The organism is Paraburkholderia monticola (assembly GCF_001580545.1).
Lineage (GTDB): Bacteria > Pseudomonadota > Gammaproteobacteria > Burkholderiales > Burkholderiaceae > Paraburkholderia > Paraburkholderia monticola.
This window is the reverse complement of the sequence record NZ_LRBG01000039.1, coordinates 90,154-111,311: the sequence shown is the minus strand read 5'-3', so window position 1 is coordinate 111,311 and position 21,158 is coordinate 90,154. Positions and strand designations below refer to the sequence as shown.

Annotated in this window: 19 protein-coding genes; 13 read left to right on the top strand and 6 right to left on the bottom strand. The window is 66.0% G+C overall.

The features are described from left to right. Positions 1–8 precede the first annotated feature (8 nt). Together CI15_RS31600 and CI15_RS31595 are read left to right on the top strand one after the other, a co-directional pair. A complete protein-coding gene (locus tag CI15_RS31600; RefSeq protein WP_062136598.1) occupies positions 9–1,682 on the top strand; it encodes an ATP-dependent DNA ligase in 1,674 nt (557 codons plus the stop codon). A 443-nt stretch (positions 1,683–2,125) separates the two neighbouring features. Beyond that, a complete protein-coding gene (locus CI15_RS31595) occupies positions 2,126–2,605 on the top strand; it encodes a response regulator (protein ID WP_062136595.1) in 480 nt (159 codons plus the stop codon). Between the two features lie 269 nt (positions 2,606–2,874). Here CI15_RS31595 and CI15_RS31590 read toward each other — a convergent pair whose 3' ends face one another. Then, positions 2,875–3,300 carry a PRC-barrel domain-containing protein gene (locus CI15_RS31590; RefSeq protein WP_062136592.1) on the bottom strand — a complete coding sequence of 142 codons (426 nt, stop codon included), beginning with the start codon at positions 3,298–3,300 and terminating at the stop codon, positions 2,875–2,877. Positions 3,301–3,571: 271 nt separating this feature from the next. Between CI15_RS31590 and glgX the strand changes: the two genes are divergently transcribed. The 3 genes from glgX (at position 3,572) to CI15_RS31580 (ending at position 8,214) form a co-directional block, all read left to right on the top strand. Continuing rightward, the gene (gene glgX, locus CI15_RS31585) at positions 3,572–5,788 is read left to right on the top strand and encodes a glycogen debranching protein GlgX (protein ID WP_062136589.1); all 2,217 of its coding nucleotides are present in this window, start codon (positions 3,572–3,574) and stop codon (positions 5,786–5,788) included. Positions 5,789–5,875: 87 nt separating this feature from the next. Continuing rightward, positions 5,876–6,052: a DUF2934 domain-containing protein gene (locus CI15_RS35885; protein WP_075643810.1), complete on the top strand. Its 177-nt coding sequence runs from the start codon at positions 5,876–5,878 to the stop codon at positions 6,050–6,052. A 95-nt stretch (positions 6,053–6,147) separates the two neighbouring features. Then, entirely contained in the window at positions 6,148–8,214 is a 2,067-nt protein-coding gene (locus CI15_RS31580; protein WP_062136587.1) for an AI-2E family transporter, read from the top strand. Here the strand turns inward: CI15_RS31580 and CI15_RS31575 are convergent, their stop codons facing one another. Continuing rightward, the gene (locus CI15_RS31575; protein ID WP_062136584.1) at positions 8,215–9,855 is read right to left on the bottom strand and encodes an FAD-dependent oxidoreductase; all 1,641 of its coding nucleotides are present in this window, start codon (positions 9,853–9,855) and stop codon (positions 8,215–8,217) included. It lies immediately after the preceding gene. Positions 9,856–10,119: 264 nt separating this feature from the next. Between CI15_RS31575 and CI15_RS31570 the strand changes: the two genes are divergently transcribed. From CI15_RS31570 to CI15_RS31560, 3 genes are all read left to right on the top strand, one after another. After that, positions 10,120–12,264, top strand: a complete 2,145-nt coding sequence (locus tag CI15_RS31570; protein ID WP_241496000.1) for a hybrid sensor histidine kinase/response regulator — start codon at positions 10,120–10,122, stop codon at positions 12,262–12,264. Between the two features lie 150 nt (positions 12,265–12,414). Next, positions 12,415–12,681 carry a hypothetical protein gene (locus CI15_RS31565; RefSeq protein WP_062136578.1) on the top strand — a complete coding sequence of 89 codons (267 nt, stop codon included), beginning with the start codon at positions 12,415–12,417 and terminating at the stop codon, positions 12,679–12,681. Positions 12,682–12,899: 218 nt separating this feature from the next. Further along, on the top strand, positions 12,900–13,934 hold the full coding sequence (locus CI15_RS31560; protein ID WP_062136575.1) for an alpha/beta hydrolase: 1,035 nt from the start codon (positions 12,900–12,902) through the stop codon (positions 13,932–13,934). 103 nt (positions 13,935–14,037) lie between these two features. Here the strand turns inward: CI15_RS31560 and CI15_RS31555 are convergent, their stop codons facing one another. The 3 genes from CI15_RS31555 to CI15_RS31545 form a co-directional block, all read right to left on the bottom strand. Continuing rightward, positions 14,038–15,057: a class I fructose-bisphosphate aldolase gene (locus tag CI15_RS31555; RefSeq protein ID WP_062136572.1), complete on the bottom strand. Its 1,020-nt coding sequence runs from the start codon at positions 15,055–15,057 to the stop codon at positions 14,038–14,040. Positions 15,058–15,161: 104 nt separating this feature from the next. Continuing rightward, positions 15,162–15,581, bottom strand: a complete 420-nt coding sequence (locus tag CI15_RS31550) for a secondary thiamine-phosphate synthase enzyme YjbQ (RefSeq protein WP_062136569.1) — start codon at positions 15,579–15,581, stop codon at positions 15,162–15,164. Between the two features lie 64 nt (positions 15,582–15,645). Continuing rightward, positions 15,646–15,966 (bottom strand): thioredoxin family protein, encoded by a 321-nt coding sequence (locus CI15_RS31545; RefSeq protein ID WP_062136566.1) that lies wholly within the window; start codon positions 15,964–15,966, stop codon positions 15,646–15,648. 199 nt (positions 15,967–16,165) lie between these two features. Here CI15_RS31545 and CI15_RS31540 point away from each other — a divergent pair, with 199 nt between their 5' ends. The 5 genes from CI15_RS31540 to CI15_RS31520 all read left to right on the top strand — a co-directional run bounded on the left by CI15_RS31540 (position 16,166) and on the right by CI15_RS31520 (position 20,548). Continuing rightward, positions 16,166–16,462: a DUF2628 domain-containing protein gene (locus CI15_RS31540; RefSeq protein ID WP_062136563.1), complete on the top strand. Its 297-nt coding sequence runs from the start codon at positions 16,166–16,168 to the stop codon at positions 16,460–16,462. Between the two features lie 72 nt (positions 16,463–16,534). After that, the gene (locus CI15_RS31535; RefSeq protein ID WP_241495999.1) at positions 16,535–17,023 is read left to right on the top strand and encodes a hypothetical protein; all 489 of its coding nucleotides are present in this window, start codon (positions 16,535–16,537) and stop codon (positions 17,021–17,023) included. Between the two features lie 211 nt (positions 17,024–17,234). Further along, a complete protein-coding gene (locus CI15_RS31530) occupies positions 17,235–18,578 on the top strand; it encodes a sugar efflux transporter (RefSeq protein ID WP_062136560.1) in 1,344 nt (447 codons plus the stop codon). Positions 18,579–18,795: 217 nt separating this feature from the next. Next, the gene (gene gnd / locus CI15_RS31525) at positions 18,796–19,830 is read left to right on the top strand and encodes a phosphogluconate dehydrogenase (NAD(+)-dependent, decarboxylating) (RefSeq protein WP_062136557.1); all 1,035 of its coding nucleotides are present in this window, start codon (positions 18,796–18,798) and stop codon (positions 19,828–19,830) included. Positions 19,831–19,849: 19 nt separating this feature from the next. Beyond that, positions 19,850–20,548, top strand: a complete 699-nt coding sequence (locus CI15_RS31520; protein ID WP_062136555.1) for an HAD family hydrolase — start codon at positions 19,850–19,852, stop codon at positions 20,546–20,548. Between the two features lie 55 nt (positions 20,549–20,603). Here the strand turns inward: CI15_RS31520 and CI15_RS31515 are convergent, their stop codons facing one another. Next, positions 20,604–21,134 (bottom strand): ankyrin repeat domain-containing protein, encoded by a 531-nt coding sequence (locus CI15_RS31515; RefSeq protein WP_062136552.1) that lies wholly within the window; start codon positions 21,132–21,134, stop codon positions 20,604–20,606. Between the last annotated feature and the right edge of the window lie 24 nt (positions 21,135–21,158).

The following is a 21,158-nucleotide window of genomic DNA, read 5'->3' as shown; positions in this document are numbered from 1 at the left end:
GGCACCGAATGAAACGCTTCGCGGCCCTCTATACCGCGCTCGATGCCACCACATCGACGCACGACAAGCTCGCGGCGCTGACCAGCTATTTCTCGACGGCCGAGCCAGAGGACGCCGCATGGGCGTCGTATTTCCTCGCGGGCGGCAAGCCGCGTCAACTGGTGCCGACGCGTGTGCTGACCGAACTCGCGCGCGAGCGTGCCGGGCTGCCCGAGTGGCTATTCGAGGAGTCGTATCACGCGGTGGGCGATCTGGCCGAGACCATCGCGCATATCCTGCCGCCCGCGCCACGCACTTCGGAGCTGGGCCTCACGCAATGGATCGAGCAACGCATGCTGCCGTTGCGCGGCCTGCCGCCCGAGGAGTTGCGCACGCGTTTGCTCGGTTACTGGGACGAACTCGACTGGGGTGGCCGCTTCCTGTTGACCAAGCTGATCGGCGGCGGCTTTCGTGTCGGCGTCGCGCGGCAACTGGTGGTGCGTGCGCTGGCCGAAGTGGCTGGCGTCGATCACAAGCGGATTGCGCAACGCATGGTCGGCTGGACCGATTCGCAGCAGAAGCCCGACGCGGCGCGCTATCTGCGGCTGATCGCGCCGCAGAGCGACGACGATACGCAGCAGCACGCGTTTCGACACGATAGCGACCTCGGCCTGCCGTATCCCTTCTTTCTCGCGCATCCCTTGCAGACCGATCCCGCGACGCTCGGCGACCCCGCGCTATGGTTGATCGAATGGAAGTGGGACGGCATTCGCGCGCAACTCGTCAAACGCGGCGGCCGCGTCTGGTTGTGGTCGCGCGGCGAGGATCTGATTACCGATCGTTTTCCCGAGGTCGCGGCACTCGGCGAAGCATTGCCCGACGGCTACGTGATCGATGGCGAAATTCTCGCGTGGGAACCGGGCGCGGTCGCGCCGTTGCCGTTCGCGCGACTGCAACCGCGCATCGCGCGCAAGACGCTGACGCGCAAGATTCTCGCGGACTCGCCCGCCGCGCTCCTCGCCTACGACCTGCTCGAAGCGAACGGCCAGGACCTGCGCATGAATCCGCTCGCCGAACGGCGCGCGCGGCTCGATGCACTGGCCGCATCGCTGGACGGCACGTTCGCGCACGGTCTCTTGCGCGTCTCGCCGCTCGTCAGTGGAGCGGACTGGAGCGCGCTCGCGGCATTGCGCGAGGAGAGCCGCGCGCGCGGCGTCGAAGGATTGATGCTCAAGGAGCGCGCGTCGATGTATGGCGTTGGCCGCACCAAAGCGTCGGGCACGTGGTGGAAATGGAAGATCGAGCCTTATGCGGTAGATGCTGTACTTGTTTACGCGCAGCGCGGTCATGGTCGGCGCGCGAGTCTATACACCGATTTCACATTTGCGGTGTGGGACGAAGCCAATGGCGTGCGGACGCTGGTGCCATTCGCGAAGGCCTATTCAGGGCTGACCGACGAAGAGATGCGTCAGGTCGATGCGATCGTGCGCAAGACTACCGTCGATAAATTCGGCCCCGTGCGCAGCGTGACACCGACGCTCGTGTTCGAGATCGGCTTCGAAGGGATCCAGGCCAGTTCGCGTCACAAGTCCGGCGTGGCGGTGCGCTTTCCGCGCATGCTGCGCTGGCGTACGGACAAACAGATCGACGACGCCGATACGCTTGCGATGCTGAAAGGCTTCATCGCGAATCCTGCGGGATAACCCGCTGAGCGCAAACCCCTAACATGTCGAGCATTTTTTTATCGGCATCGTCGCTTATTCTTTGGTTATGACCGCGTCATCGATTTGCGCCATCAAGAGCGCTAGCGGCATGCATTGCGTGGTTCCCTCAATCCGTTGAAATACCGATAGTGTGCAATGCCCCTCTCCGAGGCGGACTGCACAAAGACAGAGCGCCAATCGATGTTGCGCAGTGCGCGCATCGCAAGCGCCGTCATTCAAACGCCGTGACGAATGGGCGCAACGAGTCCCGCATTCCAGGCCATTGCATGGCCGGAATGCTCGACGGAGCGTGCTGGCTGCGGCGTCGCGCGAGCGATACGGGAATAACAAACACCTGGCCGCGGTTATGCAGACGCAATGGGTTCGAATCTTGCGCGTGGCGCGGGATGCCCTTCAGGGCGAATGGATAAGGGCGAGAAAAAATGACGATGTTCAACGACGACATGGACAGCAGCGACGACGTGCTCGTATGGCGACCGATTCGCTATGCGATGGCCGCGCATCGTCGCGTGCTCGTGGTTGACGACTACCGCGAAGCGGCCGATGCGCTGCAAATGCTGCTGATGGCCGACGGCTTCGAATGCCGTGCGCTCGACGATCCGTTTGCCGTGTGCGAGACCGCGCGCGAATGGCAGCCGTTCGCCGTGCTGCTCGACATCAAGATGCCGGGACTCGATGGGCTCGAACTCGCGCGGCGTCTGCGCGCGCATCCGGAGACTTCACACATGCTGCTGGTCGCGTGCACCGCGTTTGCGTCGCGTGAGGATCGCGCGCTCGCGAAGGCCGCCGGCTTCGACGCGCATTGCGCGAAGCCGTTGACGCCGGAACGTCTGTTGCGCGTGCTTGAATCGGCGGCGGCGTTGCATGCGGAGGGTCCGTCTTGCCCGTCTTGCCCGTCTTGAGACAGTGCGGTTGCGGTTGTTGCGGTTGTTATCGCCGATGCTCTGAATCATGCGGTTAGCGAAAACTCGCTAACCCTCCTGTCATTTGTCATTTCTGCAGGAGCAGCGCAAAGCAATCGCGCGCAACGCTCCACAGGCCTGTTTGTCATCTGCCTGCCATCTACGCGCCATCTTTCTGTTCGCTTAGTCACCCTTAGTCACTCCATTTCTTTAGCCATGCGAACCTCTGCGTTGCCGAGCACGCGAGGGCAAGTCTCTTGCCGCGTCGATCAATCCGGCGCGTACTTGAACTCCGGCAACGCCTCGAGCGATTTCTTCGTCGCCTCGGGCAGCACGACGCGTCGGTTGTCGATCTGCAGGTCGTTGAACGGCACGGCAACCAGATGCTTGCCCATGCCGAGAAAGCCGCCGACCGACAGGATCGCGTACGTGGTGCGCTCGGTGCCCGGCGACACGATCAGATCGTCAAGCGTGCCGATGTTGTCCTTGTTGCGGTTGTACACGTCGGCGCCTGATAGCTTCGAGGCGCGATAGCCGCTCGCGAGCTGCACGACGTCCGTGCGTTTTTCGGTGATCGCCTGCGGCGCGCCTTGCGCGAACGCGTTGCCGCACGTGCCCAGCGCGGAGCTCAGCGTGATGGCGGCGAGAAGCGATGCGGAAGCGGCCAGCGGTTTGATCTGCAGGTTGCGCATCATGTGTGTTCTCCCTGATTGCTGTCGTGGCGTTTCGGTGGCGCGCAACGGGTGCGCCCATTCCTGTGCTGCAAATCGCGTGCCGCGGTTTTGGTCTGAAGGACCGGCACGCCGGGGCAGGCCCGTAAGTTGCTGTTACAGCCCGCCACCTGCGTTGGCCGCTGCGCAATGTCCGTCGCGCGTGCCTTGAATGCCTACACTGGAAAGGCGGTTGAAAAAAAGCACCTGACCGTCGCAGAAAATGCCAACCTCATTGGGTCCACAGAGAACACCTATGTCATCCCCCGCCAGCTACTCGACTCGCGTTGCCGAAGGCACGCCTTTTCCGCTCGGTGCGACATGGAACGGCAGCGGCGTCAATTTCGCACTGTTCTCCGCGCACGCGACGAAGGTCGAACTCTGCCTGTTCGATGAAACCGGCGAGCATGAACTCGAGCGGATCGAGCTGCCCGAATACACCGACGAGGTATGGCACGTGTTCGTGCCGAATCTGAAACCGGGCGCCGTCTATGGCTATCGCGTGCATGGTCCTTACGAGCCTGAAAACGGGCATCGCTTCAACCCGAACAAACTGCTCCTCGATCCGTACGCGAAGGCGCACATCGGCGAGCTGAAATGGGCGCCGGAAATCTTCGGCTATACGCTCGATTCGGAACAGGCGGACCTGTCGTTCGACGAACGCGACAGCGCGCCTTTCGTGCCGAAGTGCAAGGTGGTCGACGCGAATTTTTCGTGGACTCATCCGGAGCGCAACGCGCTGCCGTGGGAACGCGTGATTCTCTACGAGACGCACGTGCGCGGCTTCACGAAACGCCATCCGCAGGTGCCCGAGCGATTGCGCGGCACGTTCGCGGGGCTCGGACAGCAAGCGGTGCTCGACCACATCCGCGGCCTCGGCGTCACCTCGGTCGAGCTGATGCCGATCCAGACCTTCGTCAACGACAGCCATCTGCTCGACATGGGGCTGACGAACTACTGGGGCTACAACACGATCGGCTTTTTCGCGGCCGATCCGCGGTACTTCGCGTCGTTGACCGAGTCGGTCGGCGAGTTCAAGGAGATGGTCGATCGCTTTCATCTGGCCGATCTCGAAGTGATCCTCGACGTCGTGTACAACCACACGGCCGAAGGCAACGAGCGCGGGCCGACGATCTCGTTCAAGGGCATCGACAACGCGTCGTACTACCGGCTGATACCCGACGAACCGCGCTACTACATCAACGATACCGGCACCGGCAATACGCTGAACCTGTCGCATCCGCGCGTGCTGCAGATGGTGACCGACAGCCTGCGCTACTGGGTCACCGAGATGAAAGTGGACGGCTTCCGCTTCGATCTCGCGACGATCCTCGGCCGCGAGGATCATGGCTTCGACGAGGGCGGCGGCTTTCTCGACAGCTGCCGCCAGGACCCGGTGCTCTCCAGCGTGCGGCTGATCGCCGAGCCGTGGGATTGCGGGCCAGGCGGCTATCAGGTGGGCGGTTTTCCGCCGGGCTGGGCCGAGTGGAACGATCGCTTCCGCGACACGGTGCGCGCGTACTGGAAGGGCGACGAAGGCACGGCCGCCGATCTCGCGACGCGCCTCACCGGGTCGGGCGACAAGTTCAACCATCGCGGACGCCGGCCATGGGCAAGCGTGAACTTCATCGCCGCGCACGACGGCTTCACGCTGAACGATCTCGTTTCCTACAACGACAAGCATAACGAAGCCAACGGCGAGGAGAACCGCGACGGCCACTCGGACAACCGGTCGTGGAACATGGGCGTCGAAGGACCGACCGACGACGCCGACATCCGCCAGCAGCGCGAGCGCCAGAAACGCAATCTGCTCGCGACGCTGCTGCTCTCGCAAGGCACGCCGATGATCCTCGCCGGCGACGAGTTCGGCCGTACGCAGCAGGGCAACAACAATGCGTATTGCCAGGACAACGAGATCAGCTGGGTCGACTGGGATGCGATCGACGACGACGGCCGCGCGCTGATCGAGTTCGTGCGCAATCTGACCACGCTGCGCCACCGCTTGCCGGTGCTGCGGCGCGGGCGCTTTCTGACGGGCGAATACAACGAGACGCTCGACGTGACCGACACGCGCTGGATGTCGCCCGACGGCACCGACATCACGGCCGAGCAGTGGGCCGATCCGGCGATGCGCTGCTTCGGCCTCGTGATCGACGGCCGCGCGCAGGCGAGCGGGATTCGCCGTCTCGCGTCCGACGCCACCTTGCTGCTGGTCCTGAACGCGCATCACGACGTGGTGAACTTCACACTGCCCGACACGCCTGAGGCCGAGCGCTGGACCTGCCTCGTCGACACCAACATGCCGGTGCGCGCCGAACTGCCTCAATTCAGCGCGGGCGACGCCTACCAGGTGACGGGCCGCTCGCTGCTGCTGTTCGCGCTCGAAGCGCCGAGCCGGGCGACGCAGCGTGTGTTCGACCGCCTCGAAGAGCAGCTGACGTCCGACGAAGCGGATGTTCCATCAGGCTCGTAGGCGACGCCTATCGGTTCCTCAGCCAGGCCGCAACGCGGGTACAACGCTTGCTCCCTCTCTCGGAAACAGCCAGGGTGGAGTGAACAAATGGAACAGGAACCGAGCATCGACGAGCAGGTCCGCACGCGCGCCTACTATCTGTGGGAGCAGGCGGCCGAGCCGAAGGGCACGCCCGAGCAGTACTGGGAGCAGGCCCGCAGTGAGATCGAGAAGGAGGCGCCACCGGTCGAGAGCGGACCGGCATCGGGCGATGCGATGAAGTAGTTATTGCTCAACAGTACTGAGGAGTCGAGCCATGGGCTGCCGCGCAGCGCGCGGCGAAACGCCCATTGCCTCTTGCCGGATTTCCGCTTCCTGAAATGAACGACATACCCGAGCCGCGCGGCACGAGACCGGCCGCGCGCATTCAGGCGGCGTCCGCCGCATTCGGTATCGAGGGCCTCGTCACGTTCGGCGTGGCCGTGATCGCGGTGGCGTGCCTGTACGTCGCGAGCGCCGTGATGATTCCGATCACGCTCGCGATCCTGCTGAGCTTTCTCGTGGCGCCGCTCGCCGATGCATTGGCTCGTCTCAAGCTCGGCCATGTCGCGTCGGCGTGCGCGGCGGTGCTGATCTCGGTATCGGTCATCGCGTTGCTGTGCGCCGTGATCGCCACCCAGCTGACCGATCTCGCGGCCGGCATGCCGCGCTATCAGGCGACCATCGAGCACAAGCTCGACGCCGTGCACAGCCTGACGATCGGCAAGCTGAACCGTTTCGCGAGCGAGGCGGGGCAGGCGTTGCAGCGCGCGACGATCGAGCCGCCGCCACCTCCCGCGCCGAACGGCGCGGCCGCCGCGGCGACCCCGCACGCGTCGGCGGCGGTGCCGGTGGAAGTGCGCGAGCCGGTGCCGACGCCGTTCGAGCTCGCGCGGCGGGTGTTGTCGCCGGCCATCAGTCCGCTGGAAACCGCGTTCATCGTTTTCGTCGTCACGATCGTGATCCTGCTGCAACGCGACGATCTGCGCGATCGCGCGATCCGTCTGTTCGGCTCGCGCGACCTGCACCGCACGACCACCGTGATGGACGAGACCGCGCGGCGCCTGAGCCGCTATTTCGTGTCGCAGCTCGGCGTGAATGCCGGTGTCGGTGTGATGATCGGCGCCGGGCTGTTTCTGATCGGCGTGCCGAGCCCGATCCTCTGGGGCGTGCTCGCGGCGCTGCTGCGGCTCGTGCCCTACGTCGGCATCTGGATCGCGGCGACGCTGCCCACCGCGCTCGCCGCCGCGGTCAGTCCGGGCTGGGCGATGGCGATCTGGTCGCTGGTGCTGTTCGTGGTCGCCGAGCTGGCGGTCGGGCAGGTGGTCGAGCCGTTGCTGTACGGACGCAGCACCGGACTGTCGCCGTTTTCGGTGGTGGTCGCCGCGATCTTCTGGAGCTGGATCTGGGGGCCGATCGGGTTGATCCTGTCGACACCGCTGACGCTGTGTTTGCTGGTAGTCGGCCGGCATGTGCGGCGTCTCGAGTTTCTCGACGTGCTGCTCGGTGATCAGCCCGCGTTGACGCCGGTCGAAAACTTCTATCAACGCGCGCTCGCGGGCGACCCCGATGAAGCGATCGAGCAGGCCGAAGTGCTGTTGCGCGATCGCTCGTTGTCGGCTTACTACGACGATGTCGCGATCAAGGGCTTGCGGCTCGCGGCCGAAGACGTGACGCGCGGCAGCGTGACGAGCGCGCAGCTCGCGCGCATCGAAGCAACGACCAACGATCTGGTCGACGGCCTCGACGGTTACGAGGATCGCGAGCCTGCGCCGCTGACGACGCAGGCAAACTGGGGTGCCATGGGGCCGATTGCGCCGCCCGACGAAACGCAGCCCACGCAAGAGATGTCGGAGCCGCTCGACGCCACGAAGAAAAGCATCAGTCCCACCTCGGTCACGCCAGGACAAACGCACACTCCGGAGCAACCGCCGATCCTCGAACCTTCCACCACTGCCTCAATGGTCGCGTGGCATGCGCCGACGAGCCGGGTGCTATGCCTGCCGGGCCGTGGTCCCCTCGACGCGCTCGCGACGACCATCCTGTTGCAGCTACTCGGCAAGCAAGGCTTCGCGGCGCGCTCGCTGCCGCACGAGGCGGTGTCGCGCGCGTCGATCGACAGCCTCGAGGCGGACGATGTCGGCATCGTCTGCATTCTGTATCTGCAGATCGACGGCATTCCTCCGCATCTGCGCTATCTGATCCGGCGCATTCGCGCGCGATTGCCGAAGGTGTCGGTGGTGGTCGGGCTATGGACGCCCGCGGAGTCGGAGCATGAGAATGCCGATCCGGAAGGCTCGATGGGAGCGGACTGCTCGGTCACCTCGTTGCAGCAGATGCTCGCTGCATGCCGGCACATCGACGCGACGCGAACGATGATTGCGGAGCCGCAGTACGAGGAGGGCTGACTATCCGCCAGTGCCTGTCTGACCGGCGGGCTTGTCGTGCCCGGCCTTCGCCTCGCCGATGATGTCGAGCGCCTCGGCGCGCGACAGCCCGCCGCGCATCGCATCGGAGAACCGCGCGGTCAGCGCTTCGCGCTCGCAGGCGAGCAACGCGTCGACGTTGCCGTCGCGCACATAGAGCGCGATGAACGGGGGATGCGCGAGATCGCCATCGACGACGATCTCGTCCCACTCGCCCGCATGGCCGAGGTACTCGAAGTTCTTGCCGTAGTGATAGGTCCAGAAATACGGCACATCGACATAGCGATTGCGCGCGCCGCACATGTTCTGCGCGGCGATGCGCGCGTGCTGCTGCGCGACGCGCCAGTGTTCGATACGCACCGGCTCCTGGTTCTCGTGCAGCGAGAACACCGCGATATCGCCGGCCGCATACAGACCGCACGCGGCCTGCATGCCCGCATTGACGACCACGCCGCCGTCCTTCTGCAACGGCAGTCCGTCGACGAAACCGGTGGCCGGCGCGACCCCCGTGCCCAGCAACACGACATCGGCGGCGATGGCCTCGCCGCTCGCGAGCATCACCGTGTGGACGTTGCCTTCCTCGCCCTCGATCGACGCGACCTTCGCGCCGAGATGAAACTGCACGCCGTTGCTTTCGTGCAGCGCGCGAAACATCTGGCCCGCGCGTTCGCCGAACTGCTTTGCAAACGGTACCTGGTCCGGCGAAATCACGGTGACGGGCACGCCGTGCTGGCGCAGTGCCGACGCGACTTCGAGGCCGATGAAGCTGCTGCCGAGAATCGCAACGCGCGTTTGCGACGCGTCCTCGCCGAGCGCCTCGATCAGCGCGGCGGCATCGTCGAGTTGTCGCAGCACGTGCACGCCGCCGAGTTCGCAGCCGGGAAGGTCGGGCACTTTCGGCGTGCTGCCGGTCGCGAGCAGCCCGGTGTCGTAGGTGAGCGGCTCGATGCCTGGCTCGCCGCCGCCAGCGCCGGCCTCGAAATGGATCGTGCGCGCAGGCACGTCGAGCCGCGCGACCTTCGCGACGATCCGCTCGATGCCGTGCGTCTGCCACCAGTCGGGCGGCAACAGCGGGGGCACGTCGGCGGGCGTCATTTCAAACGACGGCACGAATTTGCTCAGCGACGTGCGGTCGTAGGGCGCGTGCGCTTCGTCGCCGATCAGCGTGATGCGGCCGTCGAAGCCGCACTCGCGCAACGTGACGCAGGCCGCGGCACCCGCGGCGCCCGCGCCGATCACCACGTAGTGCTTTGCTTGCGCGGTGGCAGCATCGGATGGCGTGTGCGTCGCCGGTTCCGGTCGAGCGATCTTTTCCGCCGACACCAGCACCTCGTCGCCGGCGAGCGTGACCGGGTACCGATCGAGCGGCAGCAGCGCGGGCGGCTCCAGCACGTTGCCGGTCGCGACGTCGAACGTGCCCTTGTGCCACGGACAGATAATGCGGCCGTGGCACAGCGCACCTTCTTCGAGCGGACCGCCCGCATGCGGGCAATCGGGTGAATACGCATGGACGGTGTCGCCATCGCGCACGAGCAGGATCGGCGTGTCGTCCACGGTCACGCGCACGGCGCGGTCCGCCGGCAATTCCGATAGCCGCGCGACGCGGCGGGCAAGCGTGGACATGGTGAAGCCTCGCGAAAGGAAGGGCTCGCACGCGCACGGGAACGCCTCGCGAGCGGTGACGGAGATGGGCACACCATCAGCCAGCAATCAGGCAGCAATCGCTGTGCCCGCCCGCGTAGCCGAACTGATGTTGCGAACCTGCTTGGGAAGATAGGTCGAGTTGCTGTAAATTTCGAGGCAGGGGAATTAGCTCGCGAACAGCAGCGTGCGTATTCGCAGGCATACCTTCCCTGGCCGTATGCAAATTTGATGGAGCAGGTGACCGTGCAGCGAGCAGAACGTGTCGCAGTCGATGTGCCGATGCCGTCGCGCAACTTCGCGGCGACGCGGCGCATGCTGCTGATCGTGCTGGCCGTGTCGATCGTGTTTCCGCTGGCCTGCCTCGTGGGCTACGGCTACTTCGACTACCAGCGCCGTATCGCCGATGCGAACGATATGATCGACCGCCTCGCGCGCGTGGCCGAGGAGCAGGCCGTCAAGGTGCTGGACCTGAACCGGCAGATGGCCTCGCGCGTGATCGAGCTGCTCGGCGATTCGGACGACGCGCAGATCCGCGCGCGCGCGGCCGAATTGCACGAGCGTCTGCAGAACATCGGCGGCGATTTTCCGCAGGTGGCGTCGATCGCGTTGCTCGGCATCAACGGTGAGCTGCTCGCCACGAGCGTCGCCTATCCGACGCCAGCCGTGTCGATCGGCCAGCGCGACGACTTTCTCGCCGCCAAGGCGATGCGCCCGCAGCCGTATTTCTCGATGCCGATGTTCGGCGCGCTGTCGAAGACCGACGTGTTCACCACCGCGATCGGCCGCTCGGGCGCGAATGGCCAGTTTCTCGGCGTGGTCACGGTGGCGCTGCGCAACGAATACTTTTCGCGCTTTTATCGCGAGCTGACCGACGGCGACCCGTCGCTCGCGCTCGCACTGTACCGGCAGGACGGCAATCTGCTGGTGCGCTATCCGTCGTGGCCGTCCGGCGCGCGGCTCTCGGTGCACAGCGCGTTCATGTCGGCATTGCGCGACAAGCAGCTGTTTGGCCATGTGCGTCTGAATTCGAGCGTCGACGGCGTCGAGCGGCTGCTCGCGTTCCGGCGCGTCGGCGACTATCCGTTGTATGTGATGAGCGCGTACGCGACAGCGTCGATCGTGGCCGCGTGGCGCACCCACTTCCTCACGATCGCCGCGCTGACGGCCTTACCTTGCATCGCGATCTGGGCGCTGGTGCTGTATTCGCTGCGTCAGCTCGAAGCGGAGCGGCGCGCGTGGGAGCGCTGGCAGGGCGAGGTCGCGATGCGGCTGTCGGTCGAGGCGTCGAGCCGGCAGCTGCAGCGCATGGGCGCGCTCGGCAATCTGGTCGCCCATGTCGCACATGATTTCAACAACCTGCTGATGGTGGTGTCGGCCAACGTCGAGCTCGCGCGGCTGAAGCATTACAACGATCTCGAGAAGGAAATGCTCGCGGTCGAGCGCGCCACCGCCACGGCCGAAGCGCTGACTCGGCGTCTGTTGAGCGTCGCGCGCAAGCAGCCGCAGAAGCAGGAGCCCGTCGAACTCGCGCGCTGGTTGCCGGGCGCCGCGCCGCTGATCGACGCGACGCTCGGCGAGCAGATCGAACTGTCGTTGCGGATGCCGGAGGGCCTATGGCAAGTGTTCGCCGATCCGACCGATCTCGAGTTCGCGATCACGAACATTGCGATGAACGCGCGCGACGCGATGCCGCGCGGCGGGCACTTCGTGATCCGTTGCCAGAACAATCGGCTGGTGGGCAGCGATACGCTGCTGCCGGACGGCGAGTACGTGCTGATCGCCTGTTCCGACGACGGCGAGGGCATGTCCGACGCCGTCGCGCGACGCGCGTTCGAGCCGCTCTTCACGACCAAGCTGCGCGGCTCGGGCACGGGCCTCGGTCTCGCCCAGGTGCTGGCGATGTGCGAGCAGGCCGGCGGCACCGCGAAGATCGACAGTGTGCCGGGCAGCGGCACGACGGTGCGGATCTTTCTGCCGCGCTATCGCGAGCGCGCCGCGCTGGCCGGCGCCGACGCGCGCGAGCCGCTGCCGACGACGGCCGGGGCCGTCCTGCTGGTCGAGGACAACGAGGAGGTGGCGGCCGGTGTGACCGCGGTGCTCGAAACCTTCGGCTGCGAGGTGCGCCACGAGCCGACCGCCGACCAGGCGCTCGACGTGCTGAGCGCCGGCGAGCGCTTCGAGCTCGTGCTGTCGGACATTCAGATGCCGGGTCGGTTGAACGGTATCGATCTCGCGGAAAAGGTCCGCAGCGCCTGGCCGTCGCAGAAGATCGCGCTGATGACCGGTTACGCCGACGAACTCGATCGCGCGCGACGGCTCGGCATCGCGATTCTCGCGAAGCCATTCAATATCGACGAACTGCATGCGCTGGTGGCTTGCGGCAGCTGAAGCCGCGACCCCATTGCGTTTCGCGTCCACGAGCTTCTCCTGTCTTGCTGTGCTGCGGCACACCCCTTGCTGAATAGAGTGCGAGGTATCGGCGCGCGGCCATCCTGCGCCCGCGTCCTTCCGACACTCTCGACACCCAGGAGAATCGCCATGAAGATCAGACACGCAGTGCTCGTTTCCACCTTGCTCGCGGCTTCGTCGCTCGCGATGGCCCAGGGCGCTGGCGGCGGGGGCGGCGGTGGCCCGGCCGGCAACGACCCGAACACCAACGCCGCAACCTCGACGCGCGAGGGAGGCGACGCGGCCGCATCTTCCGCCCAGCATCACATGAAGAAGCATTCGAAGGCGAAGAAGCCCATGACCGACACGACCAACATGCCGGGCGCGAACGCGAGCAGCGACACGAAGGGGCAGTAAGCGCAGGGTATCGACGCAGCAAGGCGGCTGGAGCCGCGCGTTGGGCATCGTCCGGCGCGTCGGCTCCAGCCTTTTTTTGCAGGCCGCTGGCGTGGGTATAGCCCTTGCTCGTGCCGACAACAGGCATGGCTGTCGAGCGTTCCGCGATCGAAGCCTCCGATGGGTCCGTGCTTCGTGTCGAATCACGAACCCAACGGCTATCCATCAGGAGCGCTCAGATGACACTCGCCGATACACTGAAGGGCATGATCGGCCTCGACCCCACGGGTCACGCCGATGCCGATATGAAGGCCGTGCTCGATGCACTGAAAAGCCTTCACCCCAAACCGATCGAAGATTGTTCGGTCACCGAAGCGAGACAGCAGCCGCTGGCGTCCGACGCGGTCAACCGGCTGATCGACGATCCAGCGTTCGGCGCGCGTCTTGTAGCCGAGCCCAATGCGGTGAGTACCGAGGACATCGTGATTCCGTGCGGGGGCGACGGGCATGCCGGCACCAATCCGGCACGCGTGTATGCGCCGCGAGGCGACGGTCCGTTTCCGGTGATTCTGTATTTCCATGGCGGCGGCTGGGTGCTCGCCGATCTCGACACCTACGACGCGACGCCGCGCGCGATGGCCGCGCGAACGCGGGCCATCGTCGTGTCCGCGCATTATCGTCAGGCGCCCGAGCATCGCTTGCCCGCCGCGCACGACGACGCGTTCGCCGCATGGCGCTGGCTGATCGACAACGCGGTGGCGCTCGGCGGCGACGCGCAGCGACTCGCCGTGATGGGCGAGAGCGCCGGCGGCAATCTGGCGATCAACGTATCGATCCGCGCGCGCGACGAGGGCGTGCGCATGCCCTTGCATCAGGCGCTGATCTATCCGGTCGCGAGCAACAACATCGTGTCGATCTCGTACGAGGAGAACCGCAATGCGAAGCCGCTGAACAAGGCGATGATGCTGTGGTTCTTGCAGAACGTCATCAATGGCGACAGCGATCTGACGAGTCCGCTGATCGACGTCGTCAGCGCGCACCTCGCGCGCTTGCCGCCGACGGCGATCGTGACCGCGGGCATCGATCCGCTGCGCTCGGACGGCGAGAAGCTCGCGGAGAAGCTGCACGGCGCGGGCGTGCCGGTCGAGCATCGCAACTATCGCGGCGCGACGCACGAGTTCTTCGGCATGGCGGCAGTGGTGCAGGCCGCGCGCGACGCGCAGGCGTTCGTGGCGCAGTCGCAGCGGCAGGCGTTGGGTGGGGTGGAGTCCTGAGCCAGCAGCGCTGAGGAAACCGTGGAAGCGCCGTGCGGACAGATCCGCCGGGCAGCGCACGTCGAGGAACGCGGCTGCCGGCGGATCGCGATCTAGTCCTGGGTCAATCCTTTTCCATCGTCGCGTCGTACTTGCCGAGCGCGGCCGCGCCATTCAGACGCGCGCGCTTGAGCAACGCCTGTTGCGCTTCCTTCACGTTGCCCGGCTGGCCGCGCCACGCCTGCAACGGCGGCTCCTGCAACGCGCGCCCGTACGAAAAGCTCAGGTTCCATGGCAGCGCGCCGAGCCGGTTCATCGCACTGAGATTGACGGTGGCTTCCTCGGGCGATTGTCCGCCCGACAGGAACACGAGGCCGGGCACCGACGACGGCACCGTGCGCTTGAGCACGCGCACGGTCGCCGCCGCGATATGCGCGGTGCTCGACGGCTGCTGATGCTCGGAGCCGGGCAGCACCATGCTCGGTTTCAGCACGATATGTTCGAGCACCACGCGATGCCGATGCAGCGCATGAAACACCTCGTGCAATACGGCCTCGGTCACTTCGGCGCAGCGCTCGATCGTATGGTCGCCGTCCATCAGCACCTCGGGTTCGACGATCGGCACGATGCCGGCCGCCTGGCTGATCGCGGCGTAGCGCGCGAGCGAGTCGGCGTTCGCCTCGATCGCGAGCCGGCTCGGCAGGCTCGACGTGATGTTGTAGACCGCGCGCCACTTCGCGAAACGCGCGCCTTGCCGCTTGTAATCGACGAAGCGCTTGGCGAGACCGTCGAGGCCTTCAGTGATCTCGTCGCCGGGAGCGAGCGCGAGCGGCACCTTGCCGAGGTCGACCTTGATGCCGGGCACGATACCGTTCGCCGCGGCCACTTGCGGGAACGGCGTACCGTCGTCGGCTTTCTGGCCGAGCGTTTCCTCGTAGAGAATCACGCCGCTCACGAACTCGCCGAGACCGGGGGTCGTCAGCAGCAGGTTGCGATAGGCGCGGCGGTTTTCCTCAGTCGATTCGAGGCCGATCGTCTTGAAGCGTTTGGCGATGGTCGGGCCGCTTTCGTCGGCGGCGAGTAGGCCCTTGCCGGGTTGAACCATTGCGTTGACGGTGGCTTGCAACTCGCTACGGGTGTCCATGAGCTGTGCTCCCTTGGGTAGGCTCCGTTCGATGCGGTATGCGACAGAGAAGGCGGTGACAGATTCCTTGGCGTGACGGTGGGCGAACTGGCGATGGCGCGGCGTCACTCGCCGAGCAGATGCAACACGATATCGCGCGGCTGCGGGTGGCGCCGATGTTCGAACAGATACAGCCCCTGCCACGTGCCGAGCAGCATCCGGCCATGTTCGACGGGCACGGATAGCTGCACCTGCGTGAGCGCCGTGCGCAGATGCGCGGGCATGTCGTCGGGGCCTTCGGTGTCGTGCTCGTAGCGTTCGCGGTCTTCAGGGGCGACGGCTTCGAAGTAACGTTCCAGATCGCGCCGAACCGATGGATCGGCGTTCTCCTGAATCAGCAACGACGCCGACGTGTGCCGGCAAAACACCGTCAGCAGGCCGGTACGGATGTCCGTGTCGTCGACGAAGCGGCGCGCGTCGTCGGTAAATTCAACCAGACCGCGGCCGCGGGCCTGGACGCTTAAGTGATGGATGACCTGGCGCATGACGAATGGAGACGATAAAAGAGGGGGCCGACGTTGGAGAACGGGCCGCTACGCCCAACGCGAATCAAAGCGAGGCGAACGCATCCTCGATATCCTCGGCGTTGCGTGGCCGGACCACGCGCGCAACTTCGGCACCGTCGCGCATCAGCACGAGCGTCGGCCACAGCTTGACCTTGAACGAGCGGCCGAGCGGACGGCCGGGACCGTCCTCGATCTTCAGATGCCGCAAGCCTGCGTGCGGCGCGAGCGCCTGCCTGATCGATGGCTGCGCGCCCTGGCAAATGCCGCACCAGTTGGTGCCGAATTCGACGACGGTGACGCCGGGCAGCGCGTCGAGCTCGGCGCGAGTCGGCGCTTGCGGGGAATAAGCTGTCGGGGAGGTCATGCGTGCTCCGCTGCTGATCGGTTATTTGCCAAGGGTAGCAGCTATGCCGGGGATCGTCAGCGCGGCGGCCGGGAGTGGCAGATGCGCGGCAGATGCGCGGTCGATGCGCGTAGTTTCGCCGCGGCGTGTTAAAAAGCGGGGCGCGCGTGCTCGACCGATCGATCGACGCGTCGCGTCATCGCAAGGCACCTGGCAAACCATGAACGCACGAATCTATCTGCAACATCCGCAACACAAGGACCCTATCGAGGTCGCGACCGGCTTCAGCTGGGGCGCGTGCCTGCTCGGCTTTATCTGGGCGCTGTCGAAGCGGATGTGGTTCGCCGCGTTCGTGATGCTCGGCATCAACGTGATCCTGCTCGGCATCGGTCTGTGGGGCGAGACGGCCGATCTGCTCGGCTTCGTGCTGTCGATCGTGTTCGCGCTCGGCTGCGGCGTGTACGGCAACCGCTGGCATCGCTGGACGCTCGAACAGCGCGGTTACGTCGTGGTGTGAGGCGCTCGCACTGGTGCGAGGCTTGCTGCGCCGGTCATCGAAGCTGAATTCAATTCGTCATGGAGGCGTTTCATGCTGATTGCATCCGCATTCGCTGGTTTTTGCGCTGAGCGGTTCCCGACGTGGAGCGCGTCGCTGCGTCGTGGCGTGCCTGGGGTCGCGCTGGCCGCATCGTTGGCCATCGCGCCGCTCGCCTATGGTGCCGACCCAGCGCCTGCCGCCACGACCGCGGCCGCGCCAGCCTCGGCCCCCGCCGACGACACCTTCCTGCTGACGATCTTCCTGCGCCACGACGAATCGAAGCCGCTGCCGCAGATCAACGATCAACTACGCGCGCAGGGCTTCTTCAAGACCTTCCCGCCGCCCGGCATCGAAGTCGTGTCGTGGTACGTGATGATGGGCATCGGCCAGGTCGTGACACTGCGCGTGCCCGCGAGCCGGCTGCGCGAAGTGAATCGCGCGATCGAGTCGACCGCGTGGGGCGGCTATCGCACCGAGTTTTATCCGACCTACGACTACAAGGCTCAGGCGCAGCAAATGCGCGCAACTGAGGGCAAGTAGCGCCGAGCGTGCGAGCAGCGTGCTGCTAACGGCACGCATCGTCACGACAGGACACGCGCACACGAATTTGGGACGGCTCTGCGCGGGTTTACGCGAGCGGCGCTCCGGGTCGATAATGCCCCGTCGTTCCGGCCCCGAACCCGCGGCGACTATCGTGCCTTGCGGCGCTTCGATGCGCAGCGAGGCCCGCTCCACCTGACCCACCGTCCCCGTGTTGAAAACTGCGCGTTTTTTCGACCTGCTTCGCATTCCTGGCTTCAAGCCGCTCGCCGCCGCCACGCTGATGCTCGGTGTGGCGATGTCCTTCACCGCACCGTATCTGTCCCTGTTCGGCATCGAACGCGCCGGCATGACGCCGTTGCGGCTCGGCATATTCATGACGCTGATCGCCGCGAGCGGCGTGCTCGCGAGTACGCTCGCCGGGCGCTGGAGCGACCGCAGCGGGGAGCATCGACCGTTGTTGCTGGCCGCCCTGATCGCCGCCGCGCTCGGCTACCTGTCGCTATGCGTGGTGCGCGATTACCGGCTGCTGCTCGTGGTCGGCATCGTGTTCATCGGCGCGGGCGGCTCGGCGATTTCGATGGTGTTCTCGTTCAGCCGCGCGGCGCTGCCCGTGCCCGACCCGGCCGAGCGCGTGTTCGCCAGCGCGACGCTGCGCACGATCCTGTCGGCCGCCTGGGTGTTCGGGCCTTCGGTCGGCGCGCTGGTGCTGGCCGCCAGCAGCTTCGTCGGACTGTTCCTGTTCGCGGCCGCGAGCTTTGCGACGTGCGGCTTGATCGTCTGGCGCATGCGCGAGCCCCGCAGCCATCTCGGCGATCACACGGTCGAGGACACCGCGTCGGAGCCGTCCGCGTCGATCACGGTGCCGCCGCTGAGGCAGCCCGGCGAGGATGCGCACGAAACGCTGCCGACCGCGTCGGCGAACGACATCATGCGCTCGGTGACCGCGCTGACCTTGCTCGGCCTCGCCGCGAACGCGACGATGATCGTGCTGCCGCTCTACATCGTGCATGGGCTGAAGGGCACGCATCTGGATGTGTCGGTGATGCTCGGACTCGGCGCGCTGACCGAAATCCCGATGATGCTCGCGCTGGGCGCGAAGTCGTCGTCGCTGCACAAGCCGAACTGGCTCGCCGCGTGCGCGGCCGTGCACGCGGTGTACTTCGTCGCGATGTCGCTGGCGGGCAATGTCAGCGTGCTGATTCCGATGCAGATGCTCAACGCGTTCGTGGTCGCCGTGACCTCGTGCCTCGGCATGACCTACGTGCAGGACCTGATGCCGCATTCGCCCGGCCGCGCGACCGCGCTGTTCTTCAACGCGGCGCGGGTCGGCTCGATCCTCTCGGGCGTGCTGTCGGGGCTGCTCGTGCAGGCGTTCAGCTTTCGCGGCACGTTCCTGTTCTGCGGACTGCTCGCGCTGTGCGCGTTCGTGCTGTTCGCGGTGCCCGGTTATCAGTATCCGGTCATGTGGCGCGCGGTGAAGCGCTTCGCGGCCGCGCAATACGCGAAGCTGACCGCGCGGCGCGGCACGCGCGTGCCCGAGCGTAGCGAATGACGGGGTAACGCCGCCGCGGGGTCCCATTGGTCCCCACGCGCCACGTCTCCAGCCGCGCGGAACTTTGAGCCGCGCGGCGCCTCTGCAAAAAAGTGCGGCTTGTTTCGACCCATTCGGCGCGGGTCACGACACAGCGCCTATGCTTAAGGGCAACCACGCCGCCGTCACACGACGACCAGAAAATCGGACAGCGCAGTGCGATCTTTCGGAGGGAGCTATGCAGCTAGGCATGATTGGATTGGGACGGATGGGCGCCGACATGGTGCGGCGCCTGACGAAGGGCGCTCAGCAATGCATCGTCTACGACGTGCAGGCGGCGGCGGTCGACAGGCTCAAGCAGGAAGGCATCGCCGGCGCGAGTTCGCTCGAAGACTTCGTCGCGCAGCTGACCAAACCGCGTGCCGTGTGGCTGATGGTGCCCGCCGCCGTGGTCGACGCGACGCTCGACAAGCTCGTGCCGCTGCTCGAACCGGGCGACGTGGTGATCGACGGCGGCAACTCCTACTATCACGACGACATTCGCCGCGGCCAGCAGCTCGGCGCGCGCCAGCTTCATTACGTGGACGTCGGCACGAGCGGCGGCGTCGCGGGGCGCGAGCGCGGCTACTGCCTGATGATCGGCGGCGAGGCCGAGGTGGTCAAACGGCTCGAACCGATCTTCTCGACGCTGGCGCCGGGCACCGGCACGGCGAGCGCGACACCGGGCCGGACGGCGGGCGCCAGCACCGCCGAGCAGGGCTTTCTGCATTGCGGCCCGCAAGGCGCGGGACATTTCGTCAAGATGGTCCATAACGGCATCGAGTATGGGCTGATGGCCGCTTATGCCGAGGGCCTGAACGTGCTGCGCCACGCCGATGCCGGGCGGCAGGCGCGCGAAGCCGACGCGGAGACCTCGCCGCTGCGCCGTCCCGAGCTTTACCAATACGATCTGAACCTGGCGGATATCGCCGAGGTCTGGCGCCGTGGCAGCGTGATCGGCTCGTGGCTGCTCGACCTGATCGCCGGGTCGCTTGCAGGCGACAACGAACTGAAAGGCTACGCGGGCCGCGTGTCGGATTCGGGCGAAGGACGCTGGACCGTCGCCGCGGCCATCGACGAGGGCGTGCCGACACCGGTGCTGAGCGCGGCGCTGTTCGCGCGCTTCAGCTCGCGCGGGGAAGCCGATTTCGCGAACCGCGTGCTGTCGGCGATGCGGCACGATTTCGGGGGCCATGCGGAAAAACCCGCCGCGCCGGACGGCGGTAAGCAGTAGCCCATCACAAGGAGCCGCGATGCCCATCACCACCACCACGCCGCACGACGTCGTGTTTCTGTTCGATTGCGACAACACGCTGCTCGACAACGATCACGTGCTGCAGGATCTGCGCGCGCACATGATGGGCCAGTTCGGCGAGGAGAACAGCGCGCGCTACTGGGAAATCTTCGAGAACCTGCGTGTCGAGCTCGGTTACGCCGACTACCTCGGCGCGTTGCAACGCTACCGGACCGAGCATCCGCGCGACACGCGCCTGCTGTTGATGTCGTCGTTCCTGATCGAGTATCCGTTTGCCAACCGGCTCTACCCGGCAGCGCTCGACGCGCTGCGGCACGTCAGCCAGTACGGGCCGACGGTGATCCTGTCGGACGGCGACGTCGTGTTCCAGCCGCGCAAGATTTCGCGCTCGGGCCTGTGGGACGAAGTCGACGGGCGCGTGCTGATCTACATCCACAAGGAGCTGATGCTCGATCAGGTGATGGACTGCTATCCGGCGCGCCATTACGTGATGGTCGACGACAAGCTGCGGATTCTGAGCGCGATGAAGAAGGTATGGGGCGCCCAGCTGACGACCGTGTTTCCGCGCCAGGGGCACTACGCGTTCGATCCGAAGGAAATCGCCAGCAATCCGCCCGCGGACGTGACGATCGAACGGATTGGCGAATTGGCGGAGATCAGCCTGGAGAGTCTGTTGCGCAGCGCGAAGGGGAAGTAGGCGGCGCTTGCGTGCCGCGCCGCCTCATTCGTGAACTCGCGGAAAAGTCGTGACGTCAGGCGCCGAGCGCTTTCAGGCGCGCCTGGGTCTCAGCCGCGCCCATGCGCGCGGCGGCCTGAGCCGCGCTGACGCCGTTCGCGTCGCGCGCATGCGGGTCGGCGCCGTGCGCGAGCAGCAGATCGACGATCGCGGTGCGGTTGAACATCGCCGCGATCATCAGCGCGGTGCGGCCATCGGGCGATGCGCCTTCGACGTCCGCGCCATGCGCAAGCAGCGTCTGGATCACTTCGTCGAAGCCCTTGAACGCGGCGCCCGCGATCGGCGTCTGTCCCGCGTCGTTGCGCAGGTTCGCATCCGCCCCCTGGTCGAGCAGCGTGCGCACCGCGTCGACGTGACCGTGGTAGCTCGCCAGCATCAACAAGGTGTCGCCGCGCTCGTTGCGCAGATTCGGCGGCACGCCTTTTTCGATGACGGCGGCGAGCATCGTCGCATCGCCGCGTCGCGCAAGATCGAACACTTCCCGCGCGAGCGCCTCCAATTCTGGATCGGGCTGTGCAGGGGACGGGTGATTGGTCTGGTCGGTCAAGGCAAGCTCCGTGTAATGAGAAAG

Bases quoted from the DNA above. Each gene is read 5' to 3' on its own strand.
- CI15_RS31600 (WP_062136598.1), top strand. From the start codon at position 9: ATGAAACGCTTCGCGGCCCTCTATACCGCGCTCGATGCCACCACATCG.
- CI15_RS31595 (WP_062136595.1), top strand. From the start codon at position 2,126: ATGACGATGTTCAACGACGACATGGACAGCAGCGACGACGTGCTCGTA.
- CI15_RS31590 (WP_062136592.1), bottom strand. From the start codon at position 3,300: ATGATGCGCAACCTGCAGATCAAACCGCTGGCCGCTTCCGCATCGCTT.
- glgX (WP_062136589.1), top strand. From the start codon at position 3,572: ATGTCATCCCCCGCCAGCTACTCGACTCGCGTTGCCGAAGGCACGCCT.
- CI15_RS35885 (WP_075643810.1), top strand. From the start codon at position 5,876: ATGGAACAGGAACCGAGCATCGACGAGCAGGTCCGCACGCGCGCCTAC.
- CI15_RS31580 (WP_062136587.1), top strand. From the start codon at position 6,148: ATGAACGACATACCCGAGCCGCGCGGCACGAGACCGGCCGCGCGCATT.
- CI15_RS31575 (WP_062136584.1), bottom strand. From the start codon at position 9,855: ATGTCCACGCTTGCCCGCCGCGTCGCGCGGCTATCGGAATTGCCGGCG.
- CI15_RS31565 (WP_062136578.1), top strand. From the start codon at position 12,415: ATGAAGATCAGACACGCAGTGCTCGTTTCCACCTTGCTCGCGGCTTCG.
- CI15_RS31560 (WP_062136575.1), top strand. From the start codon at position 12,900: ATGACACTCGCCGATACACTGAAGGGCATGATCGGCCTCGACCCCACG.
- CI15_RS31555 (WP_062136572.1), bottom strand. From the start codon at position 15,057: ATGGACACCCGTAGCGAGTTGCAAGCCACCGTCAACGCAATGGTTCAA.
- CI15_RS31550 (WP_062136569.1), bottom strand. From the start codon at position 15,581: ATGCGCCAGGTCATCCATCACTTAAGCGTCCAGGCCCGCGGCCGCGGT.
- CI15_RS31545 (WP_062136566.1), bottom strand. From the start codon at position 15,966: ATGACCTCCCCGACAGCTTATTCCCCGCAAGCGCCGACTCGCGCCGAG.
- CI15_RS31540 (WP_062136563.1), top strand. From the start codon at position 16,166: ATGAACGCACGAATCTATCTGCAACATCCGCAACACAAGGACCCTATC.
- CI15_RS31535 (WP_241495999.1), top strand. From the start codon at position 16,535: ATGCTGATTGCATCCGCATTCGCTGGTTTTTGCGCTGAGCGGTTCCCG.
- gnd (WP_062136557.1), top strand. From the start codon at position 18,796: ATGCAGCTAGGCATGATTGGATTGGGACGGATGGGCGCCGACATGGTG.
- CI15_RS31520 (WP_062136555.1), top strand. From the start codon at position 19,850: ATGCCCATCACCACCACCACGCCGCACGACGTCGTGTTTCTGTTCGAT.